Here is a 12,974-nt window from a genome sequence, read left to right as displayed (position 1 = left end):
ATCGTCCCAGGCGACGGGGGTCATCGCGCGGCGATGATCGAGGCCCGGGTGGCGGACTCGTCGGCGTGCTTGGCCTCGGCCCGGTCGGCGACCGCTGCGGCCTCCGCGGCGGGCACGATCGCGAGCCCGTCGGCGTCGCCGAGCACGATGTCGCCCGGCATCACGACCACGGTCCCGATGGCGACCGGCACCTGGATCCGGAACGGCCCATTGCGGTACGGGCCCGCGGGCGTCACGGCGCGGGCGAACGCGGGGAAGCCCATCTCCTCGAGGTCGTCGACGTCGCGCAGGGCCCCGTCGATGACGATGCCCGCGCAGCCGGCGGAGCGCAGCCGCTCGCCGATCAGCTCGCCGACGAGCGCGCGGTCCCGCAGGCCGTGGCCGTTGACCACGAGCACGTCGCCGGGCTGGAGCCGGCCGATGGCCTCGTGGATCCCCGCGTTGTCCCCGCCCGCGACCTCCACCGTGAAGGCGGGGCCGGCGACGCGGGCGCCGCGCCAGACGGGGCGGATCCCGGCGTCGACCACGCCGAGGCGGTCCATGGAGTCGCCCACGTTGGCGACGGGGAGGGCGGCGAGCCGCCCGAGGGTCGATGCGTCCGACATGACGTGCCTCTTCTTCCGGTGGGTGGTGCGGGGGCCTGTCCGCCTAGTCGGCGGGCTTCCAGCCGTGGACGTAGGAGAGCAGGAGCGTCCAGATCCCGAGCACCCCGGCGACGCCGAAGGTCCAGGGGCTGAGCGCGGCCGACGCGCCGGTGATCAGGCCGCCGTCGACGATCACGAGGCCGACGACCTGCAGCAGGACGAGCACGGTGCCGAGCGCGAGCATCAGCACGAGCAGGGCGACGAAGACGGCGGTCATCACGCGGATGGCGCGCAGGCGGGCCGGGCCGTGGGTGGTCTCGGCGGGGGGCTTCTCTTCCGACATCAGCTCCTCCTCGGGGCGGTCGTGCGGCGGATCGTGCGGGCGGGGACGGGACGAGGACGCGCGGGGCGTCCGCGTGCGGCTCGCATCAGTGCGGCACCGGCAGCCAGCCGGGCCCGATGAGGGCCGCGATCACGAGGATCGGCAGCACGTACAGGACGATGAGCGGCACGAACGTCTTCACCGGGTTGACCTGCGCGATGCCGGTCGCGATGTAGATCGCGGACGCCCCGGGCGGCGAGGCGCCCTCGGTCGAGGCGGCGACGAGCACGACGCAGGCGGCGAGCACCGGATCCACCCCGGAGGCCACGAGCACGGAGAACCCGATGCCGCCGATGGTCGCGATGGTGGCCGTGGAGCTGAGCGGCCCGGCGACGAGCACCACCATGACGGCGACGATGATCGACATCACGACGGGCGACGCGTCCAGCCCGTTGAGCACGCTGGACAGCTGCTCCGCGAGGCCGAGCTCGGTGAGCACGGCGCCGCCGGCGAAGGCGAACACGAGGGTCGCGCCGATGTCGCGGTAGCGCGGCGCGGTCTTCGCGACGAACCCGTACCACTCGCGGCCGGACCGGGGCAGGCGGCGCCAGCCGAGAGCCGCGGCGAAGAGGCCGAGGAGCACGGGGATCCAGACGATGATGCTGATCGACTCCATCACCTCCTCGCCGAGCACGCCCGTGAGCGACTCGCCGGTCGGCCCGAGGGTGACGAGCACCGGGATCACGATGCCGAGGAACACCAGGAGCGACGACCAGCCCTGCTTGAAGGAGCGGCCGAACGGCAGGATGTCGGCGGCGGACACCCGCCCGATCTCGTGCTTGCGCACGAAGTAGAAGACGACGACCAGCCGCCAGAGGATGCACCATGCCGCCGCCGCGAACATCGCGAGCAGCAGCTCGTCGATGGAGACGTACGGCGCGACCGTCGCGGTGCCGATGAGGATGAAGAACGAGGCGCTCGGCGGGATGACCGTGCCGTTGCCCGCGTTGCCGGCGATGAGCGTCGCGGCCACGTGCGGCGGCCAGTTCGAGCGCTTCATCCACGGGATCGCGACGGAGCCCATGGTCGCGGCGTTGGCGGATCCCGAGTGCGCGACCGCGCCGAACAGCGCCGACCCGACCGTGGCCACGTACCCGGCGCCGCCGCGGAGGCGGCCGAGCAGCGAGTTGAGCAGGTCCACCTGCCGGTCGATCACCCCGGTCGACGCAAGCAGGAAGCCGATGAAGGTGAAGGCGAGCGCCGCGAAGACGATCTCCTGGTCGAAGGCCGCCTGCACGCCCGTGAGGACGAGGCGCGGGAACTCCCCGCCCCCGAACGCGCAGACGACGAGGAACCCGACGACCATCGCCTCGCCGATGCCGCGCTTCAGCGCGACGCTCCAGACGACGATGATCCCGATGTACGAGATGAGGGCCCAGACAGCCAACCCCATGTGTATCTCCGCTCTCCATTGAGTGGTGCAGTTCGCTGTGCGGACTGAAAGTTCGTTTCGACGAGCATGGGGGCAGCCGCCCGGGATGTCAAGGCATCCGCGCGCCGCCCTACCGGATCCGCGTCCTGCGCGCGCGGATCATCCCGAGCCGGCCGCGTCTCCCCAGGCGGTGACGGCTCCTCCTCGCGGCGGGTTAGCGTCAGCCGCGATGAACACGCTCCGCCCCCTCCTCGTGATGGACCGCGCCTTCTCCTCCCTCGGTGGGGCCCAGACGGCCGTCGTCCAGCAGGCGCTCGCGCTCGCGCGCGCGGGCCACGCGGTCACCGTCGCGGCACCCGACGCGACGTCCGTCCGCGAGCTGCACGGCACGGGCGTCGCCCTGCACGACGTCGCGCCCACCGTGCCCGTCCCGCTCTTCGGCCTGCCGGTCATCCGCGCCGACGCCGCCACCCGCCGCGACCTCGGAACGCTGATGGACCAGGTCGGCACCGACCTCGTCCTCACGCACTCCGAGCACGGGCTCGCCGCGACCGCGCTGCGGCTCGGGCGCGAGCGGGGGATCCCGACCCTGCACACCGTGCACACCTTCTTCCTGCGCGGCCCGGCCTGGGGCGGGTTCCTCGCGCCCGCCGTCGCGGCCGTGCATCGCGCGATGACCGGGCTCCCGGATCCGCGCGTGCGCCTGGCCCCGCGCCGCCTCGACAGCGCCCTCCGCGGCATGACCCTCGCCGCCTGCCGCGAGGCCGACCTCGTGCTCTCCCCCTCCGCGCACCAGGCTGTCGCCCTCCGGAACGCGGGCCTGCCGGCCGTCGAGGTGCTGTCGAACACGAGCTGCACGGCGCGCGGGGCGTCCGCGGAGCTCCCCGCGAGCGGCGCGCTGCGGCTCGTCTGGGCGACGCGGTTCGTGCCCGGGAAGCGCCTGGACGTGATGCTCGAGGCGATGGCGCTGGTCGCCGCGAGGAGCGGACCGGACGCCGTCCACCTCGACCTCGCCGGCGGCCGACCGCGCGGCGCCGTCCCGCCCGGCGTCACGGTGCACGGCCGCGTGTCGACCGCCACCGTCACCGCGCTCCTCCGCGGGGCGCACGCGGCCGTGATCACGTCGCTGGGCTCCGACGACCAGCCGATGATCGCGATGGAGGCCTTCGCGGAGGGGCGCCCCGCGCTCGTCAGCGACCCCGTCCTCGCCGCGGAGTTCGGCGGGGCCGCGATGCTCGCGGACGGCACGGACGCGGAGGGGCTGGCCACCGCGATCCTGCGGCTGGCCGCCGACCGGCACCTCCTCGACGGGCCCGCCCGCGAGGCCCGGGATCTCGCCGCCGCGGTCTCCCCCGCGGCGCACGCCCGGGGCGTCGAGGAGGCGTGCCGCCGCGTGGCCGGCGCCCGACGCGGATCGGCCCCGGCGTGAGCCGCGCGACCACGCGACCGGAGACGCTCGGCGACGGAGGAGGCGAGATCGTGGGAACCTCATCCGTGCGCATCTTCCTCTCCGTCGTCCGCATCGCCACCGCGATCGCCGCCGTCATCGGCGTCATCGCCCAGTACCACGTCAACTACGCCTACTGGCAGGACCTCGGCGTCACCGGCATCGCCGGCAAGTCGCTCGACTTCGCCCTGTTCTTCACCGTCGACGCGAACGTGCTCGGCGCGGTCGTGCTGGTCGTCGGCGGCGTGGGGCTCGCGCGGGGCCGCGTGACGGATCCGGGGGTCGGCTGGGTCACGCTGCGGCTCGCGTCCACCGTGTACCTCGTCATCACGGGCATCGTCTGGAACCTGCTGCTGCGCGGCCAGCCCCAGCCGGAGCCGCTGAAGCTCGACTGGGCCGACCAGATCGTGCACGTCGCCGTCCCGCTGATCGTGCTGCTCGACTGGATCATCGCGCCCGACCGCCGTCCGCTGCGCGCGGGCGCCATCGGCCGCGTCATCGCGTTCCCCCTCGCGTGGATCGCCGTCACGCTCCTCCGCGGCCCGTTCACCGGCGACGAGGTCTTCCAGACCGCCACCTACTACCCGTACGGGTTCCTGAACCCGGACTCGTCGCCCGGCGGGTACGGCACGGTCGCCGCGTACGTGGTCGGCCTCACGCTCGCGGTCTGCGCGATCACGGGCGCGCTCATTCTCGTCTCGCGGTTCCGCGCCCCGACCGACCCGCGCCGCGGCGCGACGCCCGCTATACGCTGAGCACGCGCCCGGCCGCTGCCCGCCCGGCGCCGCCCGAACCCGAGGAGCCGCCATCCCGACCATGCGAGAGGTCGCCGCGCGCGCGGGGGTCTCGATCGCCACGGTCTCCTTCGTCGTCAACGGCACCAAGGCCGTCTCCGAGCCGACCAGGCGGGCCGTCACCGAGGCGATGCAGGAGCTCGGCTACCGCAACAACGTCGTGGCCCGCGCGCTCGCCAGCAAGCGCACCCGGATCGTCGCGCTGCTGTTCCCCGCCGACGTGCAGCGCCTCAGCCGCATCGCCCTCGAGATCTTCATGAGCGCCGCCACGCGGGCATCCGAGCTCGGCTACCACCTCGTGCTCTGGCCCACCGGCACCTCGCCGGACGACGTGTCCGACCTGGTGAGCGGCCGGCTCGTCGACGGCGTGATCGTGATGGAGGTGCGCATGGACGACTCGCGCATCAGCGAGCTCGCGGCGCTCGACGTGCCGTTCGTCTCCATCGGGCGCACGGCGGACACGCACGACCTGCCGTTCGTCGACATGGACTTCGAGCGCACCGTCGCCGACGGGATCGACCACCTCCAGGCCCTCGGCCACCGCCGGTTCGGGCTCATGGTGGAGGACCTCGAGGGCGGGCCGCTGCGCGGATACGGGCCGACGACGCGCACCGAGCGGGCCTTCCTGCAGGAGACGGCGTCGCGCGGGCTCGGCGGCCAGGTGGCCCGGTGCGCGCCGACGCCCGTGGGGGGACGCGCGGCGGCGGGCGAGCTGCTGGCGGCGGATCCGGGGATCACGGCGGTCATGCTCCTCAACGACCAGGCGGCGCGCGGCCTCATCTCGGGGTTCGACGCGGCGGGGCGGCACGTCCCGGAGGACGTCTCGATCCTGTCGCTCGCGTCGTCGACCGAGGTGGGCGCGCTCGTGGAGCCCGCCCTCAGCACCATGGACGCGCCGGGCCCCGAGCTCGGCCGCCTCGCCGTCGAGATGCTGCTCGCGCGGCTCGACGGCACGGCGACGGAGCTGCCGCACGCGCTCCTGCCGTGCCTCCTGCACGTGGCGGCGTCGACCGGGCCGGCGCCGGCCGCCCGCTGACCCGCGGGCGACCGGGCCGGCGCCAGCCGGCGCTCCGGCTCAGGCCTCGGTACCCGCCCGGTGCACGCGCGCGGCGGTGAGCAGCGCGTCGAGCAGCACGAAGCCGACCAGCGGGATCCCGACGAGCGGCAGGAACAGCCCCACGCCGACGCCGACCGCGACGACCGCCGCGATCCCCCACCACGGCGCCCGCACGAGCGCGCCCGCCGGAGCCGGACGGCCGGGGCGCGCGACGCCCGGCCGGCGCTTCCACCACATGAGGTAGCCGAACACGACCATCGCGGCGATGCCGAGCGCGGTCACCGCGAGGAGCAGCTGGTTCGGGAGCCCGAACATGGATCCCTGGTGCGTGTCGATCCCCCAGCGCGCGAGCTTCGCGGGGAACGGGTAGTCGACGAAGTCGGTGCGGCCCACGACCTGCAGCGTGCTGCCGTCGACGGCCACCTGGTCGACCTCGGTCGGGAAGCTGCGCTGGATCTCGCTCACCGTCCACGCCTGGCCGGCATCCGCGGGCGGCTTGATCTCGACCAGGCCCGTGTCCACGTTGACGCCCTGCGCGACCCGGAGGACCTCGTCGAACGTCGCGGGATCCACGGCGGGCGTCGTCGCGGGCGCGGCGGACGCGTGGTGGCCGGCGTGCGGATCCGCGGCGGAGGCCGCCCCCGCGCCCGTGCCCGGCTGCGCGGTCGTGAGCGTCGGCGTCTGCCAGCTGAGCGCGGCGCGCAGGTCGGTCACGTTCTGCCCGCCGAACTGCGACCACGTGATGCCCGTGGCCGACAGGAACAGCGCGCCCGCGACGAGCCACACGCCCGTCGAGGCGTGCCAGGAGAGGATCCGCCGGTAGCCGGTGGCCGTCCCGTCCGGCCGCACGAGATCGCGGCGGCGCGGCGACCGGCGCCAGCGCGCGACCCACAGGCCGAGGCCCGCGAGGGTCACGACGCCGAGCCAGCTCGCGGCGAGCTCGCTGTAGAGCCGGCCGGGGTCGCCGAGGCCGAGCGTGCGGTGGAAGTGGCTGATCGCGGTGCGCAGCGGCAGCGCGCCGCTCGTGCCGTAGACGGGCAGGTCGCCGCGGATGGACGCGTCGGCCGGGTCGACGAAGATCGCGCGGGTCTGGCTCGGGATGAGGCCGTCGCCCGTGAACATGACGCGCGTCGTGTCGCCGGGCGCGGGGGCCGGGCGGACGGCGACGAGCGTGCCGGATCCGCCGACCACGGCCTCCGCGGCCTCGACCTGCGCGGCGAGCGGCACGGTGGATCCCGTCGCGGGCGCGTGCAGCTCGTGGTCGTACACGACCTGCTCGGCGGTCGGCGCGAGCGCGTACGCGGCGCCGCTCAGGGCGGCGGTGAGGATGAACGGGCCCACGAGGATCCCCGCGAGGAAGTGCAGGCGCAGCAGCAGCGGGATGAACCAGCCGCGCTGCGGGCGGGTGATCGCGGGGGTCGCGACGGGCGGTCCGGCCTCGGGCGCGTCGGCGGGACCGGCGGCGTCCGCGCGGTCGTGCACGGCGGTCATCGGCGGCCGCCCTGCTGCGGGCGGCGCATGCCGATGGTGAGGAGCATCACGGCGACGACGCCCACCACGAGGGCGCCGAGTCCGAGGAGGCGCGCGACCGGGTCGACGGGCGCGACGGCCGCGGCGGCCGCGCTGGCCTCCGTGCCCGTCGCCGAGGCCGCGCCCATGCCGGCCATGCCGCTGCCGCTCGCGGTCGCGGCGTCGGTCAGCGTGATCGCCGGCGCCGGGTGGTCGGGCTCGGTGCCCGCGGCGGGCGTCTCGGCCCAGTCGGTGGATCCGGCGACGCAGGTCTGCAGCGTCGGGAACGTCACGACATCGCCGGCCGCGCCGTTGACGGGCAGCAGCGCCTCGACCTGCACGGTCGCGCGCAGGTCGTCGGGCAGCGGGGTGTCGGCCGTGTAGGTGACGGTCGTGCCGTCGGCCGCCTCCTGCTCCGCGACCGACCAGCCGGGCGCGAGCGTGGGCTTCACGGCCTGCACGTCCGTGGGGAAGCGGATCGCGAGGGCCGTGGTGGCGGATCCCTCGCAGCCGTGCCCGACCGCGAAGGTCAGGACGCTGAGCGAGGCGGGGGCGGTGGTGGACGCGTCGAGCTCGACGTGCGCGGAGGCGGCGAGCGGCGCCGACACGGCGAGCGCGAGGCCGACGGCGGCGCCGGCGACGACGCGGCGCGAGGTGGATGGGGTGCGGGAGGGCATGGCTGTCCTTCGGTGGAGGCACGGGTGTCCGTGCGCTGTTCGGGCGTGCGGGAGGCGCGCGGCGGCGCGACGACGACCCCCACGACCACCGCCGCGGGGTGCGCGGCAGGCGGGAGGGACGGGTCGGCGCGACGGCGCGGGACCGCGCCCGGGCTCCGAGGGAGCGGCGGCGGGCGCGGATCAGGCGGCGAGCGCGGCGAGCGGCGGGCCGCGGCGTCCGCGGATCCGCGCGGCGAGCAGCGACTCGAGCCGCGCGGGACGGAGGTCCGTCGCGAGCCGGCGCGGCCGGGGTGCGGCGGCCGGCTCGGCGAGCGCGGCGGCCAGCGCGACCGCCGCTCCGACGAGCGCGCCGAGGGCTCCAGTGAGCGCGCCACCGACCCGCAGGGCGAGGGCGCGCACGACCCGGCGGAGCGCGTCGGCGCCGGCCCGGAGGGAGCAGACGCTGACGATCCCGGCGATCACGTGGGCGAGCAGCATGGCGCCGTCGTGGTCGGCGGGCATCCCCGCCATCGCGGAGGACCCGGCGAGGGCGCGCGCGGCGTCGGCCGCGGCGTGCGCGTGGGAGTGCCCGGCGGACGCGGACGCGGCAGCGGAGGCCGCGCCGCCCATGTCCATGCCGGATCCGGGGACGGACCCGATCGCGGATCCGCCGAACGTGAACGCCGCGTGCAGCACGCCCTGGGTCGCGCCGATCGCGAGCACGAGGTGCGCGAGCGTCACCCGGCGGCCGCCGAGCCCGAAGCACAGCGCGACGCCGAGCACGAGGGCGAGCGCGAGGACGAGAGGATGCGGGATCCCGCCGCCGGCCGCCGCGTGCAGCGTCGCCGTGACGAGCGTGCAGACGAAGGCGGACAGCGCGGCGCGCAGCGTCCGCTCCTGCCGTGCCTGCACTCGTCCGCCTTCCGGTCGTCCGCTCCAGGTTACGGGAGCGCCCGGGCGACGCCGCGACGGCACGGCACCGGGACCCGGCTCCGCTCAGCCGAGCGCGTGATCCGCGGCGACACGCTCGGGCAGGACGTCGCCCTGCTCGTGGTCGATCCGCGCGAACGTCGCCGACGGCCCCGTGGCGCCGTCCGCCTGCACGCCCGCGTCCGGAGCCGCGAAGATGCCGGCGGAGCCGCCCGTGACGAACGACTGGGTGGCCGCGTCGCCGGGCAGGCGCGAGGGCCGCAGGTAGAGGAGGTACGTGGATCCGCTCCCGAGCATCGCCGCCGGGCCCGGCTCCGCGGCCGTGCCGATCTGCCGCACCCCGATCTCGTCGCCGACCGCGACGCCGCGCGCGGTCTTCGCGACGGACGCGACGCGCACCGTCGAGACCGTGGCCGGGGCGCTCGGCCCGAGGTCCGCCACCTCGCGCTGCGCGACGACGGTGCCCGTGACGATGTCGAGGCTGTCGTCCGCGAGCGCGGCGAGCGAGCCGTAGAGGGTGTGGCGGGATCCGTGGGTGTGCGACCCCGGCCCCGCCTCCATCGGCATGTCCATGCCGGGATCCATCGGCGCCGTCGTCGAGGCGTCGTCCGCGGGAGCGGCCGGGGAGGCGTCCGTCGGCGCTGCCGCGCAGCCGGCCAGCAGGAGCACGCCGGCTCCCAGGGCGAGGGCGGCGACGCGGATCGACGGCGCGGTCGTGCTCGTGCTCGTGCTCATGTGCGTGCCCATCAGTAGAGGGAGTCGATCCCGGCGACCTCGTCGTCGGTGAGGCCGTCCACGCCGTCCTCGTAGGCGTCGGATGCCCGGTAGTACATGACGTGGTCGATGCCGGGGACGTGCGCGAGCCCGAGCACGTGGCCCGTCTCGTGCTCCCACACGACCTTCAGGCGCGTGGTCGGCATCGAGTCGTCGAGGTACTCGGTGTTGAGGTGCATGGACGCCGTGTACGTGTGGTCGTCCCCGTCGTAGCTCCAGGTCGAGTAGCCCTCGTAGCCGTCGTCTCCCGCGTCGATGACCTGGGCGCTCCAGGGCGAGCCCGTCGTGTCCTCCGTGGTGACCGACGCGTGGGTGCGCGCGGTGTACTCGGCGGCCGCGTCGGCGAGGGCGTCGTGGAACGTGCCAGCGGGGACCGCGGTCGTGTCCACGGTCAGCTTCGCGGTGGGCCAGTGCGGGCCCTCGCGGTTGAAGGCCTGGGCCGGTGCGGCGACGGCCAGGGCGGCCAGCGATGCCAGGCCCGCGGTGGCGAGCAGGGCGACGCGACCGCGTCGGCGGGCAGGGGCGGGTGATCTCATGGGACCTCCGGGAGCGATGGAGCGGGTGCATCCCGACGTCCCCGCCCGTGCCTCCCCGCGGGCCGAAGTTAGGACCTGCCCGCCCTCCCGCGCGCGGATCGCTCCCAGGCGATCGTCTGACGAGGCCGGCAGGCGGGGAGCCGGCCGACCCCGCGCGCCGGATCAGCCTCGGGTGGCGTCCACCTGCACCCACGCGCTGCCGTCGGCCGAGCTGCGCTCCACGGCGTCGAGCACGCGTTGCACGCGGAGTCCGTCGGCGAACGAGGGCTGCGGCTCGCGGCCCGCGGCGATGTCGTGCACGAGGTCGCGCACCTGGTGGGTGAACGCGTGCTCGTAGCCGAGGCCGTGGCCCGTGGGCCACCACGCCGCCGTATAGGGGTGCTCGGGCTCGGTGACGAGGATCCGGCGGAAGCCCAGCCGGTCGGCGGGCGCGGTCGCGTCGTACAGCTCGATCTCGTTGAGGCGCTCGAGGTCGAAGGAGATGGCGCCGTCGGATCCGCTGAACTCCAGCCGCAGCGCGTTCTTGCGGCCGGTGGCCATGCGGGTCGCCTCGAAGCTGGCGAGCGCGCCGCCGGCGAGCTTCCCCGTGAAGTAGGCGGCGTCGTCGACCGTGACCTTCCCGCGCTCGCTCGACGCGACGCCGCCGAGGCCGCGCGTCTCGGCGAGCAGCGGGCGCTCCTCGACGAACGTGCGCAGCAGGCCGCTGACCGCGTCGAGCCGCTCGCCCGTGATGAACTGCACCGCGTCGACGATGTGCGCGCCGATGTCGCCGAGCGCGCCGGATCCCGCCGCCTCCTTGTCGAGGCGCCAGGTCATGGGGCCCTCGGCATCGGTCAGCCAGTCCTGCAGGTACAGCGCGCGCACCTGGCGGAGCTCGCCGATCGCGCCCTGGGCGACGAGGTCGCGCGCGAACGTGATGGCGGGCACGCGGCGGTAGCTGAAGCCGACCATCGCGCGGATCCCCTTCGCGGCGGCCTTCTCGGCGGCGGCGGCCATGATCTCGGCCTCCTCCACCGTGTTCGCGAGCGGCTTCTCGCACAGCACGTGCTTGCCGGCCTCGAGCGCGGCGACCGCGATCTCCACGTGGGTGCTGCCGGGCGAGCAGATGTCGACGACGTCGATGTCGTCGCGCTCGATGGCCGCGCGCCAGTCGGTCTCCGCACGATCCCAGCCCCAGCGGTCCGCGGACTCCTGCGTGCGCTCCTGGTCGCGCCCGACGACGGAGACCATGCGCGGCGCGAGCGGCAGGTCGAAGAACGCGGGCGCGACGCGCCAGGCCTGCGAGTGGGCGGCGCCCATGAACCCGTGCCCGATCATCGCGACGCCGAGGGCGCCTCCGGTCTCCGTGGGCGTCGCTGCGGGCTGCGTGTCGGACATGGGACTCCTTCGTCTCATACGGGGTGCGGATCCGCGCGCGGGTGATTCGTTGCGGGTCGCGTCAAATCTACGGGGAGGCCGCGGGGCGGGACAAGGCGCGCGGCCGCACACGACGACGGCCGGGCCCCGTGGGGGATCCGGCCGTCGTCGTGCGTGGTACGGGTGAGGCGGTGCCGCTACTCCGCGGAGCGCAGGCGACGACGGGCGACGAGCGTGCCCGCGCCGGCCAGCGCCAGCAGCGCGCCGAGGCCGCCGAGGCCGAGGGCCGCCGCGCCGTCGGTTCCCGTGACGGGCAGGGTGTCGCCGTGGTGCGCGGCCGGCTTCGTGATCGGCTGCGGGGCGGTGCCCGCGGGGTCGATCGACGGCGTGGTCGGGGTCGGGGTGGGGACGCCCGGGATGACCGGGCCGCCCGCGTCCTCGGCCGTCAGCTCGACGGTGCCGCCCTGCGTGAGACCCGACTCGAGGCCCGCGACGGACACCCGGTAGGTGCCCGGCTGGATGTCGCCGAACAGGATGATCGGCTGCGCGAAGGTGCCGTCGACGTCGGCGCGCACGAGGTCCTTGAGCGAGCGGGTGCCGACGCCCACGCCGCCGTTGGCGTCGCTGAGCTGGATCACGCGGCCGTCGGGCGCGGTGACCGTCACCTCGACGGCCTCGTAGCGGAGGTAGCCGGTGGCGTTGACCTTGAGGCCGCCGAGGAGGCTGGTCGCCTGGGCGACGGAGATCGGCGAGATGGTCGAGAACGACGCCTCGGCGCGCACGAACGGGCCGACGGGCGCCTCGGCGAAGCGCACCAGGCCGCGGATCTCGCCCTTGACCGTGAGGTCGAGGCCGACCTGCGTCAGCGTGACGCTCGCGGTCTTGGAGTCCTGCAGCAGCTCGGTGAAGCTCGCGGGGAACGCGTACGTGCCGTCCTCGCCGACGATGCCGATGCCGGCGATGGCCTTGACCCCCACCGCGTTGAAGTAGCTGGCCGTGACGATGCTGCCCGCGGTGCCGGTGCCGGCGAACGGCACGGCCTCGTTGATCGGGAGGGCGACGCCGCGATCGGGCGTGGTCCAGGTGAAGGGCAGCTCCACGACGGGGACGGTCGGCTCGAGCGTCGGGAGGCCGGTCGACGGGGTGCCGGGGGTCGTCGGGACGGCCGGGGTCGGCGTGGTCTCGACGGGGGCGTCGGCGACGGGGGCCGTCTCGTCGGCGGTCTCGGTGGGCGCGGGCGTCGGCGTCGCGTCGGCGGCAGGGGCCTCGACAGCGACGGGCGCGGTCTCGACGGGGACGGTCTCGGCGTGGGCGGCGGGCGCCATGGCCAGGGGCAGGATCACGAGCGAGGCCGAGAGGCAGGCGCCGGCGGCCGCGCGGCGGAACGACCTGCCGCGACCGGCGGCGGGGGTGGGACGGGACATGGCATCTCCAGTGGTGCAGGACCGTCCGCCCGCGCCATTGCTGTGCCGCGACCGTGCGGTTGAGGGGACGCGCTCCGGGGTCTCGAGAACGCGGCGGGGAGGATCTGCTCCCCACCGCCGACTGTAGGAGCTCCCGCTACCCACCTGGGGAAA

Annotated in this window: 13 protein-coding genes; 3 read left to right on the top strand and 10 right to left on the bottom strand. The window is 75.3% G+C overall.

Features of this window, described 5'->3' with window-relative positions; genetic code table 11:
• Nucleotides 1-20: 20 nt before the first annotated feature.
• The 3 genes from JOE38_RS11605 to JOE38_RS11595 form a co-directional block, all read right to left on the bottom strand.
• Nucleotides 21-605, bottom strand: a complete 585-nt coding sequence (locus JOE38_RS11605; protein WP_204576426.1) for a methyltransferase — start codon at nt 603-605, stop codon at nt 21-23.
• Nucleotides 606-648: 43 nt separating this feature from the next.
• Entirely contained in the window at nt 649-927 is a 279-nt protein-coding gene (locus JOE38_RS11600; RefSeq protein ID WP_194665098.1) for a hypothetical protein, read from the bottom strand.
• 85 nt (nt 928-1,012) lie between these two features.
• Nucleotides 1,013-2,359, bottom strand: a complete 1,347-nt coding sequence (locus JOE38_RS11595) for a TRAP transporter large permease subunit (protein ID WP_204576425.1) — start codon at nt 2,357-2,359, stop codon at nt 1,013-1,015.
• Between the two features lie 208 nt (nt 2,360-2,567).
• Between JOE38_RS11595 and JOE38_RS11590 the strand changes: the two genes are divergently transcribed.
• The 3 genes from JOE38_RS11590 to JOE38_RS11580 all read left to right on the top strand — a co-directional run bounded on the left by JOE38_RS11590 (nt 2,568) and on the right by JOE38_RS11580 (nt 5,615).
• A complete protein-coding gene (locus tag JOE38_RS11590) occupies nt 2,568-3,767 on the top strand; it encodes a glycosyltransferase family 4 protein (RefSeq protein WP_204576424.1) in 1,200 nt (399 codons plus the stop codon).
• Nucleotides 3,768-3,817: 50 nt separating this feature from the next.
• Nucleotides 3,818-4,540, top strand: coding sequence for a Pr6Pr family membrane protein (locus JOE38_RS11585; RefSeq protein ID WP_204576423.1), 723 nt, complete (start codon nt 3,818-3,820; stop codon nt 4,538-4,540).
• Nucleotides 4,541-4,601: 61 nt separating this feature from the next.
• Nucleotides 4,602-5,615 carry a LacI family DNA-binding transcriptional regulator gene (locus JOE38_RS11580; RefSeq protein WP_204576422.1) on the top strand — a complete coding sequence of 338 codons (1,014 nt, stop codon included), beginning with the start codon at nt 4,602-4,604 and terminating at the stop codon, nt 5,613-5,615.
• Nucleotides 5,616-5,654: 39 nt separating this feature from the next.
• On the opposite strand, the gene JOE38_RS11575 is transcribed toward JOE38_RS11580, so the two are convergent.
• The 7 genes from JOE38_RS11575 to JOE38_RS11545 form a co-directional block, all read right to left on the bottom strand.
• The gene (locus tag JOE38_RS11575; protein WP_204576421.1) at nt 5,655-7,127 is read right to left on the bottom strand and encodes a PepSY-associated TM helix domain-containing protein; all 1,473 of its coding nucleotides are present in this window, start codon (nt 7,125-7,127) and stop codon (nt 5,655-5,657) included.
• Nucleotides 7,124-7,822: a YcnI family protein gene (locus tag JOE38_RS11570; protein WP_204576420.1), complete on the bottom strand. Its 699-nt coding sequence runs from the start codon at nt 7,820-7,822 to the stop codon at nt 7,124-7,126. Before JOE38_RS11570 ends, JOE38_RS11575 begins: the two co-directional genes overlap by 4 nt.
• 180 nt (nt 7,823-8,002) lie before the next feature.
• Nucleotides 8,003-8,713 (bottom strand): hypothetical protein, encoded by a 711-nt coding sequence (locus tag JOE38_RS11565; RefSeq protein WP_204576419.1) that lies wholly within the window; start codon nt 8,711-8,713, stop codon nt 8,003-8,005.
• Nucleotides 8,714-8,797: 84 nt separating this feature from the next.
• A complete protein-coding gene (locus JOE38_RS11560) occupies nt 8,798-9,466 on the bottom strand; it encodes a hypothetical protein (RefSeq protein WP_204576418.1) in 669 nt (222 codons plus the stop codon).
• A gap of 11 nt (nt 9,467-9,477) precedes the next feature.
• The gene (locus JOE38_RS11555; RefSeq protein WP_204576417.1) at nt 9,478-10,041 is read right to left on the bottom strand and encodes a matrixin family metalloprotease; all 564 of its coding nucleotides are present in this window, start codon (nt 10,039-10,041) and stop codon (nt 9,478-9,480) included.
• A gap of 162 nt (nt 10,042-10,203) precedes the next feature.
• Nucleotides 10,204-11,418 (bottom strand): Gfo/Idh/MocA family protein, encoded by a 1,215-nt coding sequence (locus JOE38_RS11550; protein ID WP_204576416.1) that lies wholly within the window; start codon nt 11,416-11,418, stop codon nt 10,204-10,206.
• 176 nt (nt 11,419-11,594) lie between these two features.
• Nucleotides 11,595-12,821, bottom strand: coding sequence for a sortase (locus JOE38_RS11545; RefSeq protein WP_204576415.1), 1,227 nt, complete (start codon nt 12,819-12,821; stop codon nt 11,595-11,597).
• Nucleotides 12,822-12,974: the final 153 nt, after the last annotated feature.

This window comes from Clavibacter michiganensis, from assembly GCF_016907085.1.
In the GTDB taxonomy this organism is placed as follows: domain Bacteria; phylum Actinomycetota; class Actinomycetes; order Actinomycetales; family Microbacteriaceae; genus Clavibacter; species Clavibacter michiganensis_O.
This window is presented reverse-complemented; position numbering and strand designations above follow the sequence as displayed.

Coding starts and splice junctions, on each gene's coding strand:
- JOE38_RS11575 (WP_204576421.1), bottom strand. CDS start 7,127: ATGACCGCCGTGCACGACCGCGCGGACGCCGCCGGTCCCGCCGACGCG.
- JOE38_RS11595 (WP_204576425.1), bottom strand. CDS start 2,359: ATGGGGTTGGCTGTCTGGGCCCTCATCTCGTACATCGGGATCATCGTC.
- JOE38_RS11545 (WP_204576415.1), bottom strand. CDS start 12,821: ATGTCCCGTCCCACCCCCGCCGCCGGTCGCGGCAGGTCGTTCCGCCGC.
- JOE38_RS11550 (WP_204576416.1), bottom strand. CDS start 11,418: ATGTCCGACACGCAGCCCGCAGCGACGCCCACGGAGACCGGAGGCGCC.
- JOE38_RS11555 (WP_204576417.1), bottom strand. CDS start 10,041: ATGAGATCACCCGCCCCTGCCCGCCGACGCGGTCGCGTCGCCCTGCTC.
- JOE38_RS11570 (WP_204576420.1), bottom strand. CDS start 7,822: ATGCCCTCCCGCACCCCATCCACCTCGCGCCGCGTCGTCGCCGGCGCC.
- JOE38_RS11600 (WP_194665098.1), bottom strand. CDS start 927: ATGTCGGAAGAGAAGCCCCCCGCCGAGACCACCCACGGCCCGGCCCGC.
- JOE38_RS11560 (WP_204576418.1), bottom strand. CDS start 9,466: ATGAGCACGAGCACGAGCACGACCGCGCCGTCGATCCGCGTCGCCGCC.
- JOE38_RS11580 (WP_204576422.1), top strand. CDS start 4,602: ATGCGAGAGGTCGCCGCGCGCGCGGGGGTCTCGATCGCCACGGTCTCC.
- JOE38_RS11590 (WP_204576424.1), top strand. CDS start 2,568: ATGAACACGCTCCGCCCCCTCCTCGTGATGGACCGCGCCTTCTCCTCC.
- JOE38_RS11605 (WP_204576426.1), bottom strand. CDS start 605: ATGTCGGACGCATCGACCCTCGGGCGGCTCGCCGCCCTCCCCGTCGCC.